Raw genomic sequence first — 18,969 nt, 5'->3', positions numbered from 1 at the left:
GGTTAATCAACGCCACACATTGTGTGCCTACTTGCATCGAACTAAGGCTTGACCATGCGGCATCTGTTTACCTTTCTGCTGGTGTTGTTCGCGGGGTTCGCCCAGGCCGCGCCGGGCAATCCGTTTGAGACCAAACCCGATTTCCTCCCGGTGGGCAAAGCCTTCACCTTTACCTCCGAACGTCTTGAAAGTGGCGAGACCCAGCTGTATTGGCAGATTGCCGACGGTTATTACCTGTACAAGCAGCGCATGAAGTTCGACGGCCTGGCGGAAAAGCCCGCGCTGCCGCAAGGCGAGGCCCATAGCGATGAATTCTTCGGCGACCAGGAGGTGTATCGCCAGGGCCTGGAGGTGAAAATCCCGGCCGGCGCCACCGGCCAGGTCAACCTTGGCTGGCAGGGCTGCGCCGATGCGGGCCTGTGCTATCCGCCGCAGTCGATTACCGTGGACCTGGGCGGGAACCCGGCCGTCGCCGCCACCGCCGAAGCTCAGGATCAGAGTCTGGCCAGTGGCCTGCAGCAGCGCAGCCTGGGCTGGAGCCTGCTGATATTCTTTGGCTTGGGATTGCTGTTGGCCTTTGCCCCGTGTTCATTGCCGATGCTGCCGATTCTCGCCGGTTTGGTGGTAGGCAGTGGCGCCAGCCCGCGTCGCGGGTTTGCCCTGGCCAGCAGCTACGTCGTGTGCATGGCGCTGGTGTATGCCGCACTCGGCGTATTGGCTGCGTTGCTTGGCGCCAACCTCGCCGCGCTCCTGCAAACCCCATGGATCCTCGGCAGTTTCGCTGCGCTGTTCGTGATCCTCGCCTTGCCGATGTTCGGCTTCTTTGAACTGCAACTGCCAGCGTTCCTGCGCGACCGCCTGGACAACGTCAGCCGCCAGCAAAGCGGCGGCAGCCTGGTGGGCGCAGGGATTCTCGGTGCGCTGTCCGGCCTGTTGGTGGGCCCGTGCATGACCGCGCCCCTGGCCGGCGCCCTGCTCTACATCGCCCAGAGCGGCAATGCGCTGCACGGTGGCCTGATCCTGTTCGCCATGGGCATCGGCATCGGTATTCCGCTGTTGCTGCTGGTGACCGTGGGCAATCGCTTCCTGCCTAAGCCAGGCACCTGGATGAATGTGCTCAAGGGCATCTTCGGCTTCCTGTTCCTCGGCACGGCTGTACTGATGATCCGCCCGGTGGTCGGCGAAAACCTGTGGATCGGCCTGTGGGGCGTACTCGCGCTGATCATGGCCTACTGCGGCTGGACCCTGGCCCGCGAATACGGCCTGGCCGCCAAGGTGTTTGGCGCCGGTTCTCTGGTGCTTGGCCTGTGGGGCGCGGTGCTGGTGGTGGGCGCAGCGGGTGGCAGCGATGACCTGTGGCAACCGTTGAAGGTCTACAGCGGCTCGCGGACCGCCGCCGCACCGAGCGCCCACGACGCCTTCATGACGATTAATGACCCGGCCGTGCTGCAAAGCCAACTCGACAGCGCCAAGGCCCAAGGCCAGTGGGTGCTGGTGGACTACTACGCCGACTGGTGCGTGTCGTGCAAGATCATGGAAAAACAGGTGTTCGGTAAACCCGAAGTGATGGACGCCCTGAAAGACGTACGCCTGCTGCGCCTGGACGTCACCGCCGACAACGCCGCCAGCCGCGAGCTGCTCGGCCGCTATAAAGTCCCTGGCCCGCCGAGCTTCGTGTGGATCGGCCCGGACGGTGAAGAACGCCGCGCCCAACGCATCACCGGCGAAGTGGATGCCGCCGCCTTCCTGCAACGCTGGACGCACACCCGGGACGCCCTCTGAATGCTGACCCTGACCATCGGCACCTTCGCCATCGCCCTGAATCACATCCTGCTGATCAGCGCGCTGATTCTCGCCACCCTGGTGGGCTGGCGCGTGGCCAAGCGTGGCGGTGAAAACCCGGAATCGGTGCTGTTCAGCCTGTTCCTGCTGGGCATGCTGGTGGCCCGCGTCAGCTTTGTGCTGATGTACTGGAGTGATTACAGCCACGCGCCGCTGCAGATGGTCGACCTGCGTGACGGCGGTTTCCTCGCCTGGCCGGGTGTGATCGCGCTGATCCTGGGTGCGCTGCTCTACGGCTGGCGCCGCCCTGCCCTGCGCAAGCCGCTGGGCGCCGGGGTGATCACCGGCCTGGCGTTCTGGGGCCTGACCAGTCTGTCCCTGAGCCTGTACGACAAAGGCTCGCAACTACCGGACATCACCCTGCGCAACGCCAATGGCGACGTGGTGCAACTGGCCGATTACAAAGGTGGCCCGCTGGTGATCAACCTGTGGGCCACCTGGTGCCCGCCGTGCCGTCGCGAGATGCCGGTGTTGGAAAGAGCCCAACATCAACGCCCCGACGTGACCTTCCTGTTCGTCAACCAGGCCGAAAGCATGCAGAGCGTCAGCACCTTCCTCGCTACCCAAGGCCTGACCCTCGACAACGTGCTATTCGACGCCAGCGGCCGCCTCGGCCAGGCCGTTGGCTCGATGGCCTTACCGACCACCCTGTTCTACCAAGCCGATGGGCGCCTGATCAACAGCCACCTCGGTGAACTGTCCCAGGCCAGCCTGGCCCGTGCCATGGAACCCTTCGACGCCACACTAAGGAAACCGACATGCCAAGCCTCCGTCACCTGCTGATCTCGCTGCCGCTGACGCTCGCGGCCACCCTGGCCCAGGCCGAAGACTGGCCGGCACCGATCAAACAGATCGAAGCCAAGGGCGCCAAGATTCTCGGCAAGTTCGACGCCCCCAGCGGCCTCACCGGCTACGCCGCCCAGTACCAGAACCGTGGCATGGCCCTGTACCTGACCGCCGACGGCAAAAGCGTGATCGCCGGCAACCTGTACGACGCCCAGGGCAACGACCTGAGCAGCGCGCCCCTGGAGAAGCTGGTGTACGCGCCGATGGCCAAGGAAGTCTGGGCCAAGATGGAAAAAAGCAGCTGGATCCAGGACGGCGACGTTAAAGCGCCACGCATCGTCTACCTGTTCAGCGACCCGAATTGCCCGTACTGCAACATGTTCTGGGAACAGGCGCGTCCGTGGGTGAAGGCCGGCAAGGTGCAGTTGCGCCACATCATGGTCGGCATCATCCGCGAAGACAGCCCAGGCAAATCCGCCGCGCTGTTTGCCGCCAAGGACCCGCAAAAGGCCTTGGAAGAACACGAAGCCGCCGGTAAAGGCAGCAAGTTGCAGGCACTGGACAAGATCCCGGCGGATATCGAGGCCAAGCTTGATGGGAATATGAAGTTGATGGATGAGCTGGAGTTGTCGGCGACGCCGGCGATTTTCTATCTGGATGACAAGGGTGGGTTGCAGCAACAGCAAGGGGCGCCTTCGCCGGAGAAGCTGGTGAAGATTCTTGGGCCGAAGTAGGCGGCGCCTTGACTGAAGCCATCGGGCGCAAGCCCCTCCCACATTGGAAATTCATTCCAAGTGTGGGAGGGGGCTTGCCCCCGATGAGGCCTTGACTGACAGCGAAAATTAAAGCCCCTCCAACTCCGCCATCAAATCACTCAACCGATCCACCTTCTCGGCGCTGATCTCATTCGCTGCCAGCCCATCGATATACTCGGCCAATTCCCCCACCGTGCTGCACTCGAACATCGCCCGCAGCGGCACATCCCGCTGCAACGTCTTCTGCACCCGCGAGGCAATCTGCGTCGCCAGCAACGAATGCCCGCCCAGTTCAAAGAAGTTGTCTTCGACCCCTACCCGCTCAACCTTCAGCACTTCGGCCCAGATCGCGGCCAAGGTGGTTTCCAGCTCGGTGCGCGGCGCCAGGTAGTCCTGGCTGTGCAACTGGCCGATCTCCAGGGCCGGGAGTGCCTTGCGGTCGAGTTTGCCGTTGGCGTTGAGCGGCAGGCGGTCGAGCCACAGCCAGTGCAGCGGCACCATGTATTCCGGCAGTTCGGCACGCAGGCGTTGCTTGATGCGGTCCAGGCGTTCGCTTGGGTTCAGTGCCTCATCCGCCGCCACCAGGTAGCCGACCAGGTGCTTGCCGTTGACGCCTTCCTGCACGCCCACCGCCGCATCGCGCAATTCCAGTTGTTCGTGCAGGCGCGCTTCGATTTCACCCAGTTCAATGCGGTAGCCGCGAATCTTCACTTGATGGTCGACACGCCCGACGTACTCCAGCACGCCGTCACTGCGCCGGCGCGCGAGGTCGCCGGTGCGGTAGAGGCGTTCGCCCGGAGCACCGAAGGGGTTTGGCACAAACACCGGCGCGGTGCGCAGCGGGTCACTGACGTAGCCGCGACCGACGCCGGTACCGGCGACGCACAACTCACCCACCGCGCCTTGCGGCACCAGTTCCAGGGCGCCATCGAGCAGGTATAAACGGTTGTTGTCAGTCGGCGTACCAATCGGCAAGTAGGTGCCACGGGTCGACGCCAGGTCGACGCGATAGAACGCCACATCATCGGAACATTCCGCCGGACCATAAGCGTTCACCAGCCCGATCTCGGGGTAACGCAACAACCACTGATGCGCCAGCTCCGGTGGCATCGCTTCGCCGGTTGGCAGCATCCAGCGCAGGCCATCCAGGCTGATGCGGTCCTGGGCCAACATGCCCTGGATCAGTGATGGCACGCTTTCCAGCACGGTGATCCCTTGGGTCTGAACGTGTTCCAGCAGGCCTTGGGGATCATGCGCGATGGTGTTCGGCACGATATCCACCCTCGCGCCAAACAACGGCGCGGCAAGGAACTGCCACACGGAAATATCGAAGCTCTGCGACGCGGTCTGCGCGATCACATCCGCGTCACTCAAGGCCAGGTACGGCACCTTGCTCAACTGGTTATTGAGCATGCCGCGCTGTTCCACCATCACGCCCTTGGGCAGGCCGGTCGAGCCCGAGGTGTAGATCACGTAGGCCAGGTTGTCCGGGCCACTGTAGATGCCGGGGTTTTCGCCACGTGCCGGTATTTCTTCCCACACCAGCAACTGGCTGTCGAAACCCTCCAGCAACTCGATGGCCTGCTCGCGGGACGCTTCGGTGCAGACCAGCAATGGCGTGCGGCTCAAATCGATGATGCTGCGCAGGCGCTGGCTTGGCAGGCCTGGGTCCAGCGGCAAGTAGCCGGCACCGGCCTTGAAGCTGCCGATGATCATGCCGAGCAGGTCGAGATTACGTTCGGCCAGCAATGCCACCGGCTGATCCAGACCGACACCCGCGGCTATCAGCGCATGGCCGAGGCCATTGCTGCGGCGGTTCAGTTCGTCATAGCTCCATTGCTGATCAAGGCAACTGGCGGCAATGCGCTGCGGGTGCGCGGCGACCTGTTCTTCGAACAGTTCGATGTAGCTGCGCTCCAGCGGGTAAACATGCTCACTCTGGTTGCAGCCCTCCACCAGGAACTCACGCTCCTGCTCGCCAATCAGCGGCAGGTCGGCCATGTCGCCATGGAAGCCTTGGACCAACGCCAGCAGCAGGCGCTTGAACTCGCCGAGCATGCCTTGCACGGTGGTTTCGTCGAAGTAGCGCTGGTCGTAGGACAGGTGCAAGCCCAGGTCATCGCCCGGATAGCACACGGCCGTCAGCGGGAAGTTGGTGTGGGTGCGGCCGGAGTCCGAGGTGGCATTCAGGCTTTGTGCGCGGTCCAGCACCGAGACTTCCACCGGGGCGTTTTCGAACACGAACAGGCTGTCGAACAGCGGCTGGCCCTTGGGTAGTTCGCTGTGTTCCTGGATCGTCACCAGCGGCAGGTATTCGTACTCGCGCAGTTGCATATTGCTGTCGAGCAAGCCACTCAACCACTGACGCACGCTGCAACGCTGGTCGTCCTCGGGCAGTTTCACGCGCAGGGCGATGCTGTTGATGAACAGGCCGACGGTGCGTTGCATCTCCGGCATTTCCACCGGGCGGCCGGCCACGGTCACACCGAACAACACGTCGCGATCGCCGCTCAGGCGACGCAGCACCAGCGCCCATGCCGCCTGGGCAAAAGTGTTGACGGTCAGTTGGTGAGCCTGGGCCAGCTCGCGCAGTTGCGCACCGTCGTGGGCTTCGAGGCGGGTGTAGCAGTCGCCCACCACCATGCCGCCGCTGTGGCCCGCGTGCTCACGCAGGAACGGCCGGTCGCTCGGGATCGGCGTGGTGCGTTCGAAGCCTTGCAGGTTCTGCTGCCACCATTGGCGTGCTTCGTTGAGGTTCTGGCGTTGCAGCCAGGCGATGTAGTCGCGATAACGCGGCGGTGTGGCCAGTTGCGCGTCGCGGCCTTCACCGAGGGCCATGTAGAGCTCGAAGAAGTCATTCATCAGCAACGAACGGCACCAGGCATCGATAAGGATGTGGTGGTTGCTCATCATGAACCAGTAGCGCTCGGCGCCGACGCGGATCAGGCGCAGGTGGAACGGTGCCTGGTTGAGCAGATCGAAACCGGCTTCGCGCTCTTGCTTGAGCAGCGCTTGCAGGCGTGGTTCCTGTTCGCTTTCCGGGTCGTTGCTCCAGTCCAGGTACTCAATCGGCGTGCTGCCCGGTTTGTGGATCACTTGCAGCATGTCTTCGCCGACGTTCCAGCAGAACGAAGCGCGCAGGGCTTCGTGGCGGGCGATCACCGCCTGCCAGGCCTGGGCGAAACGCTCGGGGTCGAGCGCGCTGTTGATGCGGTAACGGTCTTGCATGTAGTAGAGGCCGGTGCCGGGCTCCAACAGGGTGTGCAGCAGCAGGCCTTCCTGCATGGGGGTCAGCGGGTAGACGTCTTCGATGGCGCTGGCGGCAATCGGCAGGCTGTCGAGTTGCGATTGGGTCAAGTGCGCCAGCGGGAAGTCGGACGGCGTGAGGCCACCGGCATCGTCTTGCAGGCAATGCGCGACCAGGCTTTGCAGCTCAGCGAGGTAGGCATCCGCCAGTTCATGGATGCTCTGTTGATCGTGACGCTCGCGGCTGAAGGTCCAGCGCAGCACCAGTTCACCGCCGTACACCTGGCTGTCGACGCTCAACTCGTTGGGCAGCGGCGCGTCCGGGTCATGGGCCAGGCCGGCGGGCTCGTCCAGCGGGTGGAACAGCGCGTCAGCGCCGAAGCTCTGGTCGAACTGACCGAGGTAGTTGAAGGTGATCTGTGCGCTCGGCAGCGCAGCCATGCTCTGTTTGCACAGGTCATCGGCCAGGTAGCGCAGCACGCCATAGCCCAGGCCTTTATGTGGCACGCCGCGCAGTTGCTCCTTGATCGCCTTGATCGAATCGGCCTGCCCGGCGTGCGGGGTCAGGCGCAGCGGATAGGCACTGGTGAACCAGCCGACGCTGCGGGTCAGGTCGATTTCATCGAACAGGGTCTCGCGGCCGTGGCCTTCCAGTTGGATCAACGCCGAAGCGTGGCCGCTCCAGCGGCACACCGCACGGGCCAAGGCGGTCAGCAACAGGTCGTTGACCTGGGTGCGGTAGGCACTTGGCGCCTGCTGCAGTAATTGGCGGGTGTGTTCGGCATCCAGGCGCACGCTGACGGTGTCGGCATCGCGGTTGCGCAGCGAGCCTTGTGGACGGGCCACTGGCAATACGGTTTCCGGCCCAGCCAATTGGTCTTGCCAGACGCTCAACTCTTCACGCAGGGATTCGCTGCCGGCGTAGGCTTGCAAACGCGCCGCCCAGTCACGCAACGCGCTGGTTTTGGCCGGCAGGCTGACGGACTGACCGTCGCTGAGTTGGCGGTAGACGTTTTGCAGGTCTTCCAACAACACACGCCACGACACGCCATCCACCACCAGGTGATGGATCGCGATCAGCAGGCGTTGCTGCCCCTCGGGACCGTCCACCAGCAAGGCGCGCAGCAGCGGGCCGTGTTGCAGGTCGAGGCTGCGTTGGGTGTCGGTGAACAGCGCGGTGCAGTGCGCCATGTCGCGCACTTGCGCCTGCATCAACACGCCGCCTTCCGGCACGGCCAAATGCTCGGCGTGCCATTGCGCGTCGCGCTGGCAGAAGCTCAGGCGCAGGGCGTCGTGATGTTCCAGCACTGCCAGCAGCGCTTGCTCCAGGCGATGCGGGTCGAGCAGTTGCAGCGGCTTGAGGACCAGCGCCTGGTTCCAGTGCTGAGGATTCGGGATCTCGGTGTCGAAGAACCAATGCTGGATTGGCGTCAGGCCCGAAGGGCCGGTAAGCACGCCTTGCTCTGCGGTGATTTGCTCGGAGCGCGTGGCTACGGCGGCCAGGGTCTGCACGGTCTGGTGCTGGAACAGGTCACGCGGGCTGAAATGAATCCCGGCCTGCCGCGCACGGCTGACCACCTGGATCGACAGGATCGAGTCGCCACCCAGCTCAAAGAAGTTATCGTCCAGGCCGACTTGCTGCACGTTCAGTACAGCACACCAGATCGCAGCCAGGGTGCTTTCCAGTTCGTTGCGCGGTGCCACGTACTGCTGGCGGTTCGCCTCAGGATCTGGTTGCGGCAGGGCACGGCGATCAAGTTTTCCGTTGGCGGTCAGCGGCATGCTGTCCAGCACGATCAAGTGCGCGGGCACCATGTAGTCCGGCAGTTGCGCCTTGAGATGGGCCTTCAGCGCGTCACGCAGCGCGCCGTGCTCGGCATCGCTGACCAAATACGCCACCAACTGTTTGCCGCTCGGCGAATCCAGCGCCAGCACCACCGCTTCGCGCACGGCTGCATGTTCCAGCAGACGGGTTTCGATCTCGCCCAATTCGATACGGAAACCACGGACTTTCACCTGATGGTCGATCCGTCCCAGGTACTCCACCAGGCCATCGGCGCGTTGGCGCACCAGGTCACCGGTGCGGTACAGGCGCCCGCCGTTGCGCGCAAACGGGTCCGCGACAAACCGTTCCGCCGTCATGCCCGGACGCTGGTGATACCCCTGGGCCAGGCCGGCGCCGCCGACGCACAACTCGCCGGTCGCGCCTTGCGGCACCAGGGCCAGGTCGGCGTCGAGAATGTAAGCCACGCGGTCACCGATGATGCTGCCGATCGGCACGCTGGCGGCGCCCTCCTCCAACTGCTCCGGTGCAAGGCTGGCCAGCGGCATCACCACGGTTTCAGTCGGGCCATAGGCGTTGAAGAACACCTGCGGCTGGAACGCGGCACGGATGCGCTGCAAGTGTTCGCCGGTGAGGGCTTCGCCGCCGGTGATGCACATGCGCACCGGCAAGGTCTGCTGCTGAGTGGCCAACCACTGCGCCAACTGGCTGCCGTAGCTCGGGGTGAAGCCCAGGATGTTGATGCCATGGGTGCGGATCAGCCCGCAGATTTCTTCTGCATCCCACTGGCCTTGAGCCCGCAACACCACCTGCGCGCCGCTGAGCAGCGGCACCAACAGGCGCTCGGTGGCGGCGTCAAAGTTGATCGAATAGAAGTGCAGCTCGCAGTCCTCCGCGCGCATGCCAAACCGCTCGATCACCGCCGCGCAATGCATGGCGATCTCACCGTGGGACACCACCACGCCTTTCGGCTTGCCGGTGGAGCCGGAGGTGTAGATCAAGTACGCCTGGTGTTGCGGCAGGCTGGTAAACGGCAGCGCATCGGCCGGGTAGTTGGCCAGCACTGGCGAGTCATCTTCCAGGCACCAGCACGCGACGGTGGCAGGCAACTCGCCGAGGGCTTCGAACATCGCCGCATCGCTGAGCAGCAGGCCGATACCACTGTCTTCGATCATGTAGTGCAGGCGGTCCAGCGGGTATTCCGGGTCCAGCGGCACATAGGCGCCGCCCGCCTTGAGGATCGCCAGCAGGCCGATGACCATTTCCAGGGAGCGCGGCAACGCCAGGCCGACACGCACCTGCGGGCCGACGCCACGTTCGCGCAGCATCCAGGCCAGGCGGTTGGCGCGGGCGTCGAGTTCGCGGTAGCTGAGGGTAACGCCGGCAAAGGTCAGCGCCGGCGCATCGCCACGCACTGCCGCTTGCTGGCTGAACAGTGGGTGGATGCACTGGTCGAGACGGTGCTCACCTTTCTCGACGCCCAGGCTGTCTTGCAATACACGCTGTTCATCGGCGCCCAACAACGGCAATTCGCTGAGGCGTTGCTGCGGATCCGCGATCAAGGCTTCCAGCAGGTTACGCCAATGCTCGGCCATGCGCGCAATGCGCGGCTCATCGAACAGGTCGGTGCTGTAGGTCAGGCAGCAACCCAGCCGATGATCGAGGTCGGTGACTTCCAGGTTGAGGTCGAACTTGGTCGCTCGGGCATCGTTGGCCAGGTATTCAACGGTCATGCCGGCCAGTTGGCGGCTCTGTTGGAACTCCCAGCGCTGCACGTTGCACATCACCTGGAACAGCGGGTTGTACGCCGCGCTGCGCGGGGGTTGCAGGGCTTCCACCAAATGGTCGAATGGCAGGTCTTGATGGGACTGGCCCTCGATCACGGTGTGGCGCACCTGCTCGAACAACTCTGCGACATTCATCTGCCCATTGAGCTGGCAACGCAGCACCTGGGTGTTGAGGAACGCGCCGATCAGGCCTTCGCTTTCCGGGCGAATGCGGTTGGCGACCGGAGCGCCGATGCGCAGGTCGGTCTGGCCGCTGTAGCGGTAGAGCAACACAGCCAGGGTGGCGGTCATGGTCATGAACAGGGTAAGGCCGCGTTCGGCATCGAAGGCACGTACGCGGGCCGCAAGGTCGTCGCTGAGGTCGAAGCGATACAACTCGCCCTGGTGGCTTTGCACAGGCGGACGCGGACGGTCGCCGGGCAGTTCCAGCAGCGGGTGTTCATTGCCCAGTTGCGCGGTCCAGTAATCCAGCTGGCGCTGGCGTTCGCCGGACTCCAGCCACTGGCGCTGCCACACGCTGTAGTCGAGGTATTGCACGGGCAGCGGCGCCAGCGGTGAGTCGCGCTCGTCGATAAAGGCTTCGTACAAGGCGCTGAGTTCACGGGCAAAGATGTCCATGGCCCAGCCTTCGGTGACGATATGGTGCAGGGTCAATACCAGGTAGTGTTCCTGCTCGCCGGCCTTGACCAGGCACGCACGCAGCAACGGCCCGGTTTCCAGGTTGAACGGCGTGTGCGCCTCATGATCGGCCAGTTGTTGCAGGCGCGGTTGGCGTTCGGTTTCGCTCAGCGCGGAAAAATCCTGCCAGTCCATGCGCAGTCCGGTTTGCGGCGAAACCTTCTGATAGGCCACACCGTCGACGCTCGGAAACGTCGTGCGCAGGGTTTCATGACGCATGATCAGCGCTTGCAACGCTGCCTCGAAACGCCCCACATCCAGCACGCCGCGCAAACGCGCCATGCCGCCGACGTTGTAGGCCGGGCTGTCCGGTTCCATCTGCCACAGGAACCACATGCGCTGCTGGGAATAGGACAACGGCACCGGTTGGCTGCGGTCGACCTTGGCGATGGCAGTCTGTTGGTTGCGCTGGCCCGATGCTTGGATCAGGCCGACCTGCTCGGCAAACGCCCCCAACTCACTGGCTTCGAACAGGGTGCGCAACGGCAGCTCGACGTCACACGCGTGGCGGGTGCGAGAGATGATCTGCGTGGCCAGCAACGAGTGGCCGCCGAGGGCGAAGAAGTCATCGCGCAGACCAATGCCTGGCAGGCCGAGCACTTCGCGCCAGATGGCGGCGATCTGCTGTTGCAGCGGGGTTTCAGGTTCGACGTGCTCACGCACTTGCCACACCGGTTCCGGCAATGCACGGTGGTCCAGCTTGCCGCTGGGGCTCAGCGGCATGGCGTCCAGACGTATCAGCAGCGCGGGCACCATGTACTCCGGCAGCTCGGCGGCCAGGGCGGTTTTTACAGCCTCCTCATCCAGTTCGCCCTGGGCGGTGAAGTAACCGATCAACTGCCCGTCACGCACCCGCACCACGGCTTGGGCGATACCCTCCAGGGCGAGCATGCGCGCTTCGATTTCTTCCGGCTCCACACGAAAGCCGCGCAGCTTGACCTGCTGATCGAGCCGACCGAGGTACTCGATCACGCCGTCGGCGCTCCAGCGCGCACGGTCGCCGGTGCGATACAGGCGCGCCCCCTGCTGGTCGGCAACAAAACGCTCCGCCGTCAACCCGGCACGCCCGAGGTAACCGCGGGCCAGGCCGATGCCGCCGATGCACAACTCACCCGGCACGCCCAGCGGCACAGGGTTGAGCTGTTCATCCAGCACACGGCAGATCACATTGCCCAGCGGCCGGCCAATCGGCGAACGCTCGCCGTCTTCGGCGCGGCAGTGCCAGTGAGTCACGTTGATCGCGGTTTCGGTCGGGCCATAACGGTTGTGCAATTGCACCGCTGGCAACTGTGCCAACACGCGGTTACGCAACTCGGCGGGCAAGGCTTCACCACCTGAGAACAGGCGACGCAGGCTGGTGCATTCAGCCACCAACGGTTCGTCGATAAACAACTGCAACAGCGGCGGCACAAAGTGCAGCGTGGTCACGCCGTGTTCCTGCACCAACTGCGCGATGCGGTGCGGATCGCGATGCTCACCAGGGCCAGCCAGCACCAGGCGGCACCCGGTAATCAGTGGCCAGAAGCATTCCCACACCGACACGTCAAAACTGATCGGCGCCTTTTGCATCAGCACGTCGGTGTCATTGAGTTGATACGTAGCCTGCATCCACTGCAAGCGCTCGGCCAACGCCGCATGCGTATTACCCACGCCTTTGGGCTGGCCGGTGGAACCGGAGGTGTAGATCACGTAGGCGAGGTTATCGCCGTGCAGGTGCAGGCCGGGCGACTGGGTTGGCCAGCTATCGAGGTGCAGGCTGTCCATGGCGATCACGCAAACGCCTTCGGCACTCGGCACCTGTTCCAGCAGCGCGGTCTGGGTCAACAGCAGGTGTACGCCACTGTCCTTGAGCATGTAGGCCAGGCGCTCGGCGGGGTAATCCGGATCCAGCGGCACGTAGGCGCCACCGGCCTTGATGATCGCCAGCAGGCCGACCAGCAATTGCGGCGAACGCTCGGCGGCGATGGCCACGCACACGTCCGGGCCGACGCCTTTGTCGCGCAGGTAATGGGCCAGGCGGTTGGCCTGGGTGTGCAGTTGGGCGAAGGTCAGGCTGCCGCCGTCCCAGACCAGCGCGGTGGCGTCCGAGGTCTGCTGGTTGAGCAGCTCCGGCAGCCACTGCTGGGCTGGCGCGCAGGGTGCTTCGCTGTAAAGCGCCTGTTCGTCGTGCTGCATCAGCGCAAGGTCACCGATGGCTTGCTCGGGCTGTTCGCAGACGGCGTGCAACAGGTTGATGTAGTGCTCGGCCAGGCGCTGGATGGTCGCGTTTTCGAACAGCTCATCGGCGTAGTCGAACGACAGGCCCAGGCGCCCGTTGCGGTCTTCTTCGGTGTGCAGTTGCAGGTCGAACTTGGCTTCGCGGCTATGCCACGGCAGCTCGTCGGCGAGCATGCCCGGTAGGCGGCGCAACGCGCTGAGGTCGCGCTGCTGGTGGTTGAACATGACCTGGAACAAGCCCTGCTCGCGGGCCTGCGGGAAGGCTTCCAGCAGTTGTTCGAACGGCAGGTCCTGATGGGCTTGGGCACCCAGCGCCGCCTGGCGTGTCGCGGCTAATAGCGCGTTGAACGGCAGGCGTCCATCCAGCTCGGCACGCAACACGAGGGTGTTGATGAAGAAGCCGACCAGGCCTTGGGTTTCCTGGCGCGGGCGGTTGGCGTTGGGCACGCCGATGCGAATGTCGCGCTGGCCGCTGTAGCGATGCAGCAGGCTTTGGAATGCCGCCAACAGCAGCATGAATGGCGTGGATTCGTTGGCCTGGGCGGTCTGGCGAATCGCTTCGCTGAGGCTCGCGCCAAGGCGCACGGTGTGGCGTGAGGCACTGTGACGGTGGTGTGCCGAGCGCGGGTGGTCGGTCGCCAGGCTGAGGGTGGGATGCTCCTCACCCAGCTGCGCTTTCCAGTACGCCAGTTGACGCTGGGCTTCCCCTTCGGCCAGCCATTGGCGCTGCCAACTGCCGTAGTCGGCGTATTGCAGGGCCAGGGGCGGCAGTTCCAGGGTTTGGCCCTGGGCTGCGGCGGCGTAGAGGCGCGAGAATTCGTCGATCAAAATGTTCAGCGACCAGCCGTCGGCGATGATGTGGTGCAGCGTCACCAGCAGTTGGTGATCTTCATCGTCCAGGCGCACCAGCGTCACCCACAGCAGCGGGCCTTTTTCCAGGTCGAACTGGGTACGTGCTTCGTCTTCGCGGATCTGTTGCGCACGGGCTTCGCGCTCGGCAACGGGGAGGTCGCTGAGGTCGATGACTTGCAGCTCGAAATCCGCCTTGGCGTCGACACGCTGGAAAGCCTGGCCGTCGCGCTCGTAGAAGCGCGTACGCAGGGCTTCGTGGCGCTGGATCAATTGCTGGAAGCTGGCGCGCACGGCGTCTTCATCCAACTCGCCGCGCAGGCGCAGGGCGCCGGGGATGGTGTAGGCGCTGCTGTGCGGGTCCAGCTGCCAGGTGATCCACAGGCGGTTCTGCGCCAAGGATTGGGGCAATTCCTCTTGGCGCGACAGGCGGTGAATCGCGCCTTGGGCGACGCCACCGTCTTGCTGCAACTGCGCGACGTTGGCGGCGAAGCCTTCCAGGGTCGGCGCTTCGAACAGCATGCGCAGATTCAGTTCCAGGCCGAGGGTTTCGCGCAGGCGTGCGACCACCTGGGTGGCGGCGATGGAGTTGCCGCCGAGCAGGAAGAAATGATCATCGGCGGCAACGCTTGCGATGTTCAGTTGCTCACACCAGATCGCCGCAATCTGGTTGTGCAGCTCGGATTCCAGCGCCCCATCGCTCACCTGCGCTTGCAGGTCGGGGAACTGGGCATAACTGTCGAGGCTGCCGTCCTTGTGACGAAGCGCACAGGCTGCGCGCTGCACTTTGCCGCTGGAAGTCTTCGGCAAGGCGCCGGGGTTGAGCAGCACCACTACGCTTGGCGCCTCTTGATACGCCTCGGCAACGGCTTGGCGGATCGCCTTGATCAGCGCTTCGGGCGGCAGGATTTTCTGCACGCTGCGGCTGATTTCGGCGGCAATGCCGATGCCTTCCAGGCCCTGTTCATTTACCGCAAATGCCGCAACCCGCCCCTTGCGCACCACTTCCACTTCGCGCTCGATGGTCTGCTCGATGTCCTGGGGATACAGGTTGTGGCCGCGTACGATCAGTAAATCCTTGAGGCGACCGGTGATATACACCTCGCTGTCACGGATGAAGCCCAGGTCGCCCGTGCGCAGCCAGGTACGGCCGGCGTGCTCTACGAAGGTCTTGGCGGTGGCTTCGGGGTTGCGCCAGTAGCCGTGGGCGATGCTCGGGCCAGTGGCCCAGAGTTCGCCGACGCTGTTGTCGCCCAGCTCGGTGAGGGTGTGGGGGTCCGCGATCAGCACCGCGTGTTCCGGCTGGCTGGTGCCGCAGCTCATGATCGCGCTGCCCTGCCCCGGTTCGGCGCGGTTGGCAGCCAGGGCCTGCTCGTCGACGCGCAGCGCAGGGATGCCGTGGCCACGTGTGCCACCGGCGACAAACAGAGTCGCCTCGGCCAGACCGTAGGAGGCAAAGAAATTGTTCGGGGTAAAACCGCAGGTGGCGAACTTCTCGGCGAAGCGCTCCAGGGTGTCGAGGCGGATCGGCTCGGAACCGGAATAGGCCACGCGCCATTGGCTCAGATCCAAGCGTTCCAGGGCCGTCTCGCTGACCCGTTCACTGCACAGGCGATAGGCGAAATCCGGACCGCCGCTGATGGTGCCGCCGTATTCGCTGATCGCTTCCAGCCAGCGCAACGGCCGGCCGAGGAAGTAGGCCGGTGACATCAGCACGCAGGGCACGCCACTGAAGATCGGTTGCAGCAGGCCGCCGATCAGGCCCATATCGTGGTACAGCGGCAGCCAGCTGACGATCACGTCATCCGGGTTCAGGTCGATGCCAAAACCGCGACGGATCAGCACTTCGTTGGCGACCAGGTTGCCGTGGCTGACCTGCACGCCCTTGGGTAATGCGGTGGAACCGGAGGTGTATTGCAGGAAGGCGATGTCGTCCGGGCGCAGGTCGGGGGCGACCCAATGGCCGACACTTTCCAAGCTATCGACGCTCATTACCGGCGGCGCGTTTTCGATCTGCGACAAGCCATCGGCGAGGCTGGCGATGGTCAGCAACAGGCGCGGCTCGGCATCGCTGATGATCGACAGCAGGCGCTCCTGATGGTGGCGACGGGTGGACTCCGGTGGATAGGCCGGCACCGCGATCACCCCCGCGTAGAGGCAACCAAAGAACGCCGCAACGTAATCCGGGCCGCTGGGAAACAACAGCACGGCACGGTCGCCCAGGTCCGCATTGGCTTGCAAGGCGGCAGCGATGGTGCGAGCGCGCTGGTCCAGGTCGCGGTAACTGAGCACAACACTGTGCTCGGCGGACTCGGCGAGGAAGCGCAAGGCGACCTGGTCCGGGGTCTGCGCGGCACGACGTTGAAGAGACTGGACCAGGGTGCGGGGAAGTTCGAAGGCGTCCATCATGGGGTTCCTGCCTGAAATCGGCTTACGGGAAATTCAAGAATTCGGGGGGGCTTGTTCAGCCGACGGCGAGTGACCGTGCCGCGCCATTGCGCCAGCGGGCCAGGTGTTCGTCGGCGTAGCGCCGCATGCAGCGCAGCACGGCGCTTTCGTGTTGCATGAGGAAGAAGTGGTGGCCGTCGAACATGTCCAGGGAAAAGCCGCTGGCGGCGTCGAGCTGCCAGTCGAGCAACTGGTCGGCGCGCACGCTGTCCTGCTTGCCGCCGAACACGTGGATCGGCATGCCCAGCGGTGCGCGCTCGCCGTAGGTGAAGCTGCCGCACAGCAGGAAATCGGCGCGCAGGATCGGCAGCATCAACTGCATCAACTCGGGGTTGGCCAAGGCTTCTTCGGCGGTGCCTTGCAGCTCGCGCAGGCGGGCGATCAGTTGTTCGTCGGTCTTTTCGATGGCGTACTCGCTGACGTCGCGACGCGCCGGTCCAGCCGTTCCGGAAGCGAAGAGGGCCAGCGGCGGCGGCACGTTGCGCGCACGCAACGCATGCGCCAATTCGAAGGCGAGCAGGCCGCCGAGGCTGTGACCGAACAAGGCGTAGGGGCCGCTCAAGTCGTGGCTGATTTCGTCCGCGAGCTGGGCCGCCAAGGCCTTGATATCACGCTGCAACGGCTCGTCCATGCGCATGCCACGCCCTGGCAATTCCAGCGGGCACACCTGCAACCATTCAGGCAGGGCCCGGCGCCAGCGCGCGTAAACCATGGCGCTGGCGCCCGAATAGGGCAGGCAGAACAGGCGCAGTCGGGTCGGCGTACTCATTGAGTGACGACTCCAAACTGAAACACGCTGTATGCACGATAGAAACCCATTTCGTCCTCCTGCGGGTGCTGATCCTTGGCCGTATTGCTAACGGACCTGTCACCCAGAAGAACGGACGGCACCGGCAAATAATTAGTCGCCGGGTACGAGCGAGACGTGGTTCACACCTAACAAGAAAGCATAAGATTAGTTCGCCTTCTCATTTGACAATCATTATCATTCAGCATAATTTGTTGCCCGATGTGTAGGAGGCCTCAGCAAGGACGCCCTCCCCTAACCTCTTTTGCGACAAGGTGATTTCCATGACGGAACAAGTATCCACAGGCAGGTGCGACTCACCGCTTCTCCAGGCATTCGTCGATAATCGGCTGATTCTGGTGAAAATCGCGGCGCGCATTACCGGGTGCCGCTCCCGTGCCGAAGACGTAGTGCAGGACGCCTACTTCCGGCTGCAGTCGGCACCGACGATCACGTCATCGTTCAAGGCTCAATTGAGTTATCTGTTCCAGATCGTGCGCAACCTGGCCATCGATCACTACCGCAAGCAGGCCCTGGAGCTCAAATACTCCGGGACGGAAGAGGAAGGCTTGAATGTGGTTATTCACGGCGCTTCACCGGAAACCTCGCACATCAATTTCAACACCCTGGAAAACATCGCCGACGCCCTGACGGAGCTGCCGCAACGCACCCGCTACGCGTTCGAGATGTACCGTTTGCACGGCGTGCCGCAAAAGGACATCGCCAAGGAACTCGGCGTCTCGCCGACCCTGGTGAACTTCATGATCCGGGATGCGCTGGTGCACTGCCGCAAGGTGTCGGGCAGCCATAGCGATACGTTTGCACGCAGGGTCTGATGACCGTCACTGTAGGAGCGAGCTTGCTCGCGAAGAACGTCAGAACGCCACGTTAATTCTGAATCAATGCGGCGCACTCAGGTTCTTCGCGAGCAAGCTCGCTCCTACAGAGGAACTGCGGTTACATCGATGCGATAGGGCTCGAAAATCTTCAGCATCTCGCCGTCGTCGCGCAAGCGCTTGAGCAACGCGGCAAACGCTTCCCCCGTAATCGGCGCTTTCGGGCGCAGCAAGGCGTAGTGGTGATAGACCTGGTCAATGCGTTCCGACACCAGGAACTGCCCGGCCATGTCCGCGTTGCGCACCATGAAGTCACTCAAGTACGAACGCGTCACCAGGGCGATGTCGGCACGCCCGCGCGCGACCATCAGCAGGTTGCTGTCATGGGAGTAGGTCAACGTGGCATTGAAGTGCTCGGCCATGTACCTGGGGTCGGGGTTGAAGTTGGCGAAGGCGTAGTGATAACCACTGAACACCGCCAGGCGCTTGCCGTTCAAGTCAGCGAAGTAAGCCTGATCACGGCCGGGCTCACGCTGGGCGACGAAGATTTCGGCGTCTTCCAGGCCCATGTCGACACTGGTATGAGGAATCTTCTGCCAGCCCCAGGCGGGGTTTTCGAAGATAGCCATATCGACCCGGCCCTGCTCGAAATCGCGGAAACGTCGAGGGATAGAGGTGGGCACCAACACAAACTGGTAATCGGTTTGCGCGGCGTTCAACGCCTCGACCAGTTGCGGCAGCAAACCCGTATCGGCGCCCTGCTCCGGGCGCACGGTATAGGGTGGAAAGTGCGCCGCACCGATGCGCACCAACTGCGCAGCCGAGGCTGGCACCCACCACGCGGTGCCCAGTGCCCAAAAGGTAAGTCCTGCAGCCAGCCGCCATGGCGAAAACATCAAGGCACACACCGTTCAAAAACGCTAATGGCGATAAGCTAGGGAAACTCTGAAAAAGA

Annotated in this window: 7 protein-coding genes; 4 read left to right on the top strand and 3 right to left on the bottom strand. The window is 63.7% G+C overall.

Features of this window, described 5'->3' with window-relative positions; genetic code table 11:
• Positions 1–54 precede the first annotated feature (54 nt).
• From dsbD to dsbG, 3 genes are read left to right on the top strand one after another with little or no spacing between them, the layout of a single operon-like run.
• Entirely contained in the window at positions 55–1,782 is a 1,728-nt protein-coding gene (dsbD, locus tag HX793_RS29010) for a protein-disulfide reductase DsbD (RefSeq protein WP_177053603.1), read from the top strand.
• A complete protein-coding gene (locus HX793_RS29005) occupies positions 1,783–2,625 on the top strand; it encodes a TlpA disulfide reductase family protein (RefSeq protein ID WP_177053604.1) in 843 nt (280 codons plus the stop codon).
• Positions 2,601–3,362, top strand: a complete 762-nt coding sequence (dsbG, locus tag HX793_RS29000) for a thiol:disulfide interchange protein DsbG (RefSeq protein ID WP_016976336.1) — start codon at positions 2,601–2,603, stop codon at positions 3,360–3,362. The genes HX793_RS29005 and dsbG overlap by 25 nt, the downstream gene beginning before the upstream one ends.
• A gap of 108 nt (positions 3,363–3,470) precedes the next feature.
• Here dsbG and HX793_RS28995 read toward each other — a convergent pair whose 3' ends face one another.
• Together HX793_RS28995 and HX793_RS28990 are read right to left on the bottom strand one after the other, a co-directional pair.
• On the bottom strand, positions 3,471–16,352 hold the full coding sequence (locus HX793_RS28995; protein ID WP_177097335.1) for a non-ribosomal peptide synthetase: 12,882 nt from the start codon (positions 16,350–16,352) through the stop codon (positions 3,471–3,473).
• Between the two features lie 55 nt (positions 16,353–16,407).
• Complete coding sequence (locus tag HX793_RS28990) at positions 16,408–17,160, bottom strand: thioesterase II family protein (protein WP_095017093.1); 753 nt, start codon at positions 17,158–17,160, stop codon at positions 16,408–16,410.
• 302 nt (positions 17,161–17,462) lie between these two features.
• Here HX793_RS28990 and HX793_RS28985 point away from each other — a divergent pair, with 302 nt between their 5' ends.
• Entirely contained in the window at positions 17,463–18,014 is a 552-nt protein-coding gene (locus HX793_RS28985) for an RNA polymerase factor sigma-70 (protein ID WP_005789991.1), read from the top strand.
• Between the two features lie 104 nt (positions 18,015–18,118).
• Here the strand turns inward: HX793_RS28985 and HX793_RS28980 are convergent, their stop codons facing one another.
• The gene (locus HX793_RS28980) at positions 18,119–18,910 is read right to left on the bottom strand and encodes a substrate-binding periplasmic protein (protein WP_016976333.1); all 792 of its coding nucleotides are present in this window, start codon (positions 18,908–18,910) and stop codon (positions 18,119–18,121) included.
• Positions 18,911–18,969 lie beyond the last annotated feature (59 nt).

The organism is Pseudomonas reactans (assembly GCF_013387025.1).
Lineage (GTDB): Bacteria > Pseudomonadota > Gammaproteobacteria > Pseudomonadales > Pseudomonadaceae > Aquipseudomonas > Aquipseudomonas reactans.
Note: the sequence above shows the minus strand (reverse complement) of the source record. Positions and strands in the feature narration are given on the sequence as shown.

Coding starts and splice junctions, on each gene's coding strand:
- HX793_RS28990 (WP_095017093.1), bottom strand. CDS start 17,160: ATGAGTACGCCGACCCGACTGCGCCTGTTCTGCCTGCCCTATTCGGGC.
- HX793_RS28995 (WP_177097335.1), bottom strand. CDS start 16,352: ATGATGGACGCCTTCGAACTTCCCCGCACCCTGGTCCAGTCTCTTCAA.
- dsbD (WP_177053603.1), top strand. CDS start 55: ATGCGGCATCTGTTTACCTTTCTGCTGGTGTTGTTCGCGGGGTTCGCC.
- HX793_RS29005 (WP_177053604.1), top strand. CDS start 1,783: ATGCTGACCCTGACCATCGGCACCTTCGCCATCGCCCTGAATCACATC.
- dsbG (WP_016976336.1), top strand. CDS start 2,601: ATGCCAAGCCTCCGTCACCTGCTGATCTCGCTGCCGCTGACGCTCGCG.
- HX793_RS28980 (WP_016976333.1), bottom strand. CDS start 18,910: ATGTTTTCGCCATGGCGGCTGGCTGCAGGACTTACCTTTTGGGCACTG.
- HX793_RS28985 (WP_005789991.1), top strand. CDS start 17,463: ATGACGGAACAAGTATCCACAGGCAGGTGCGACTCACCGCTTCTCCAG.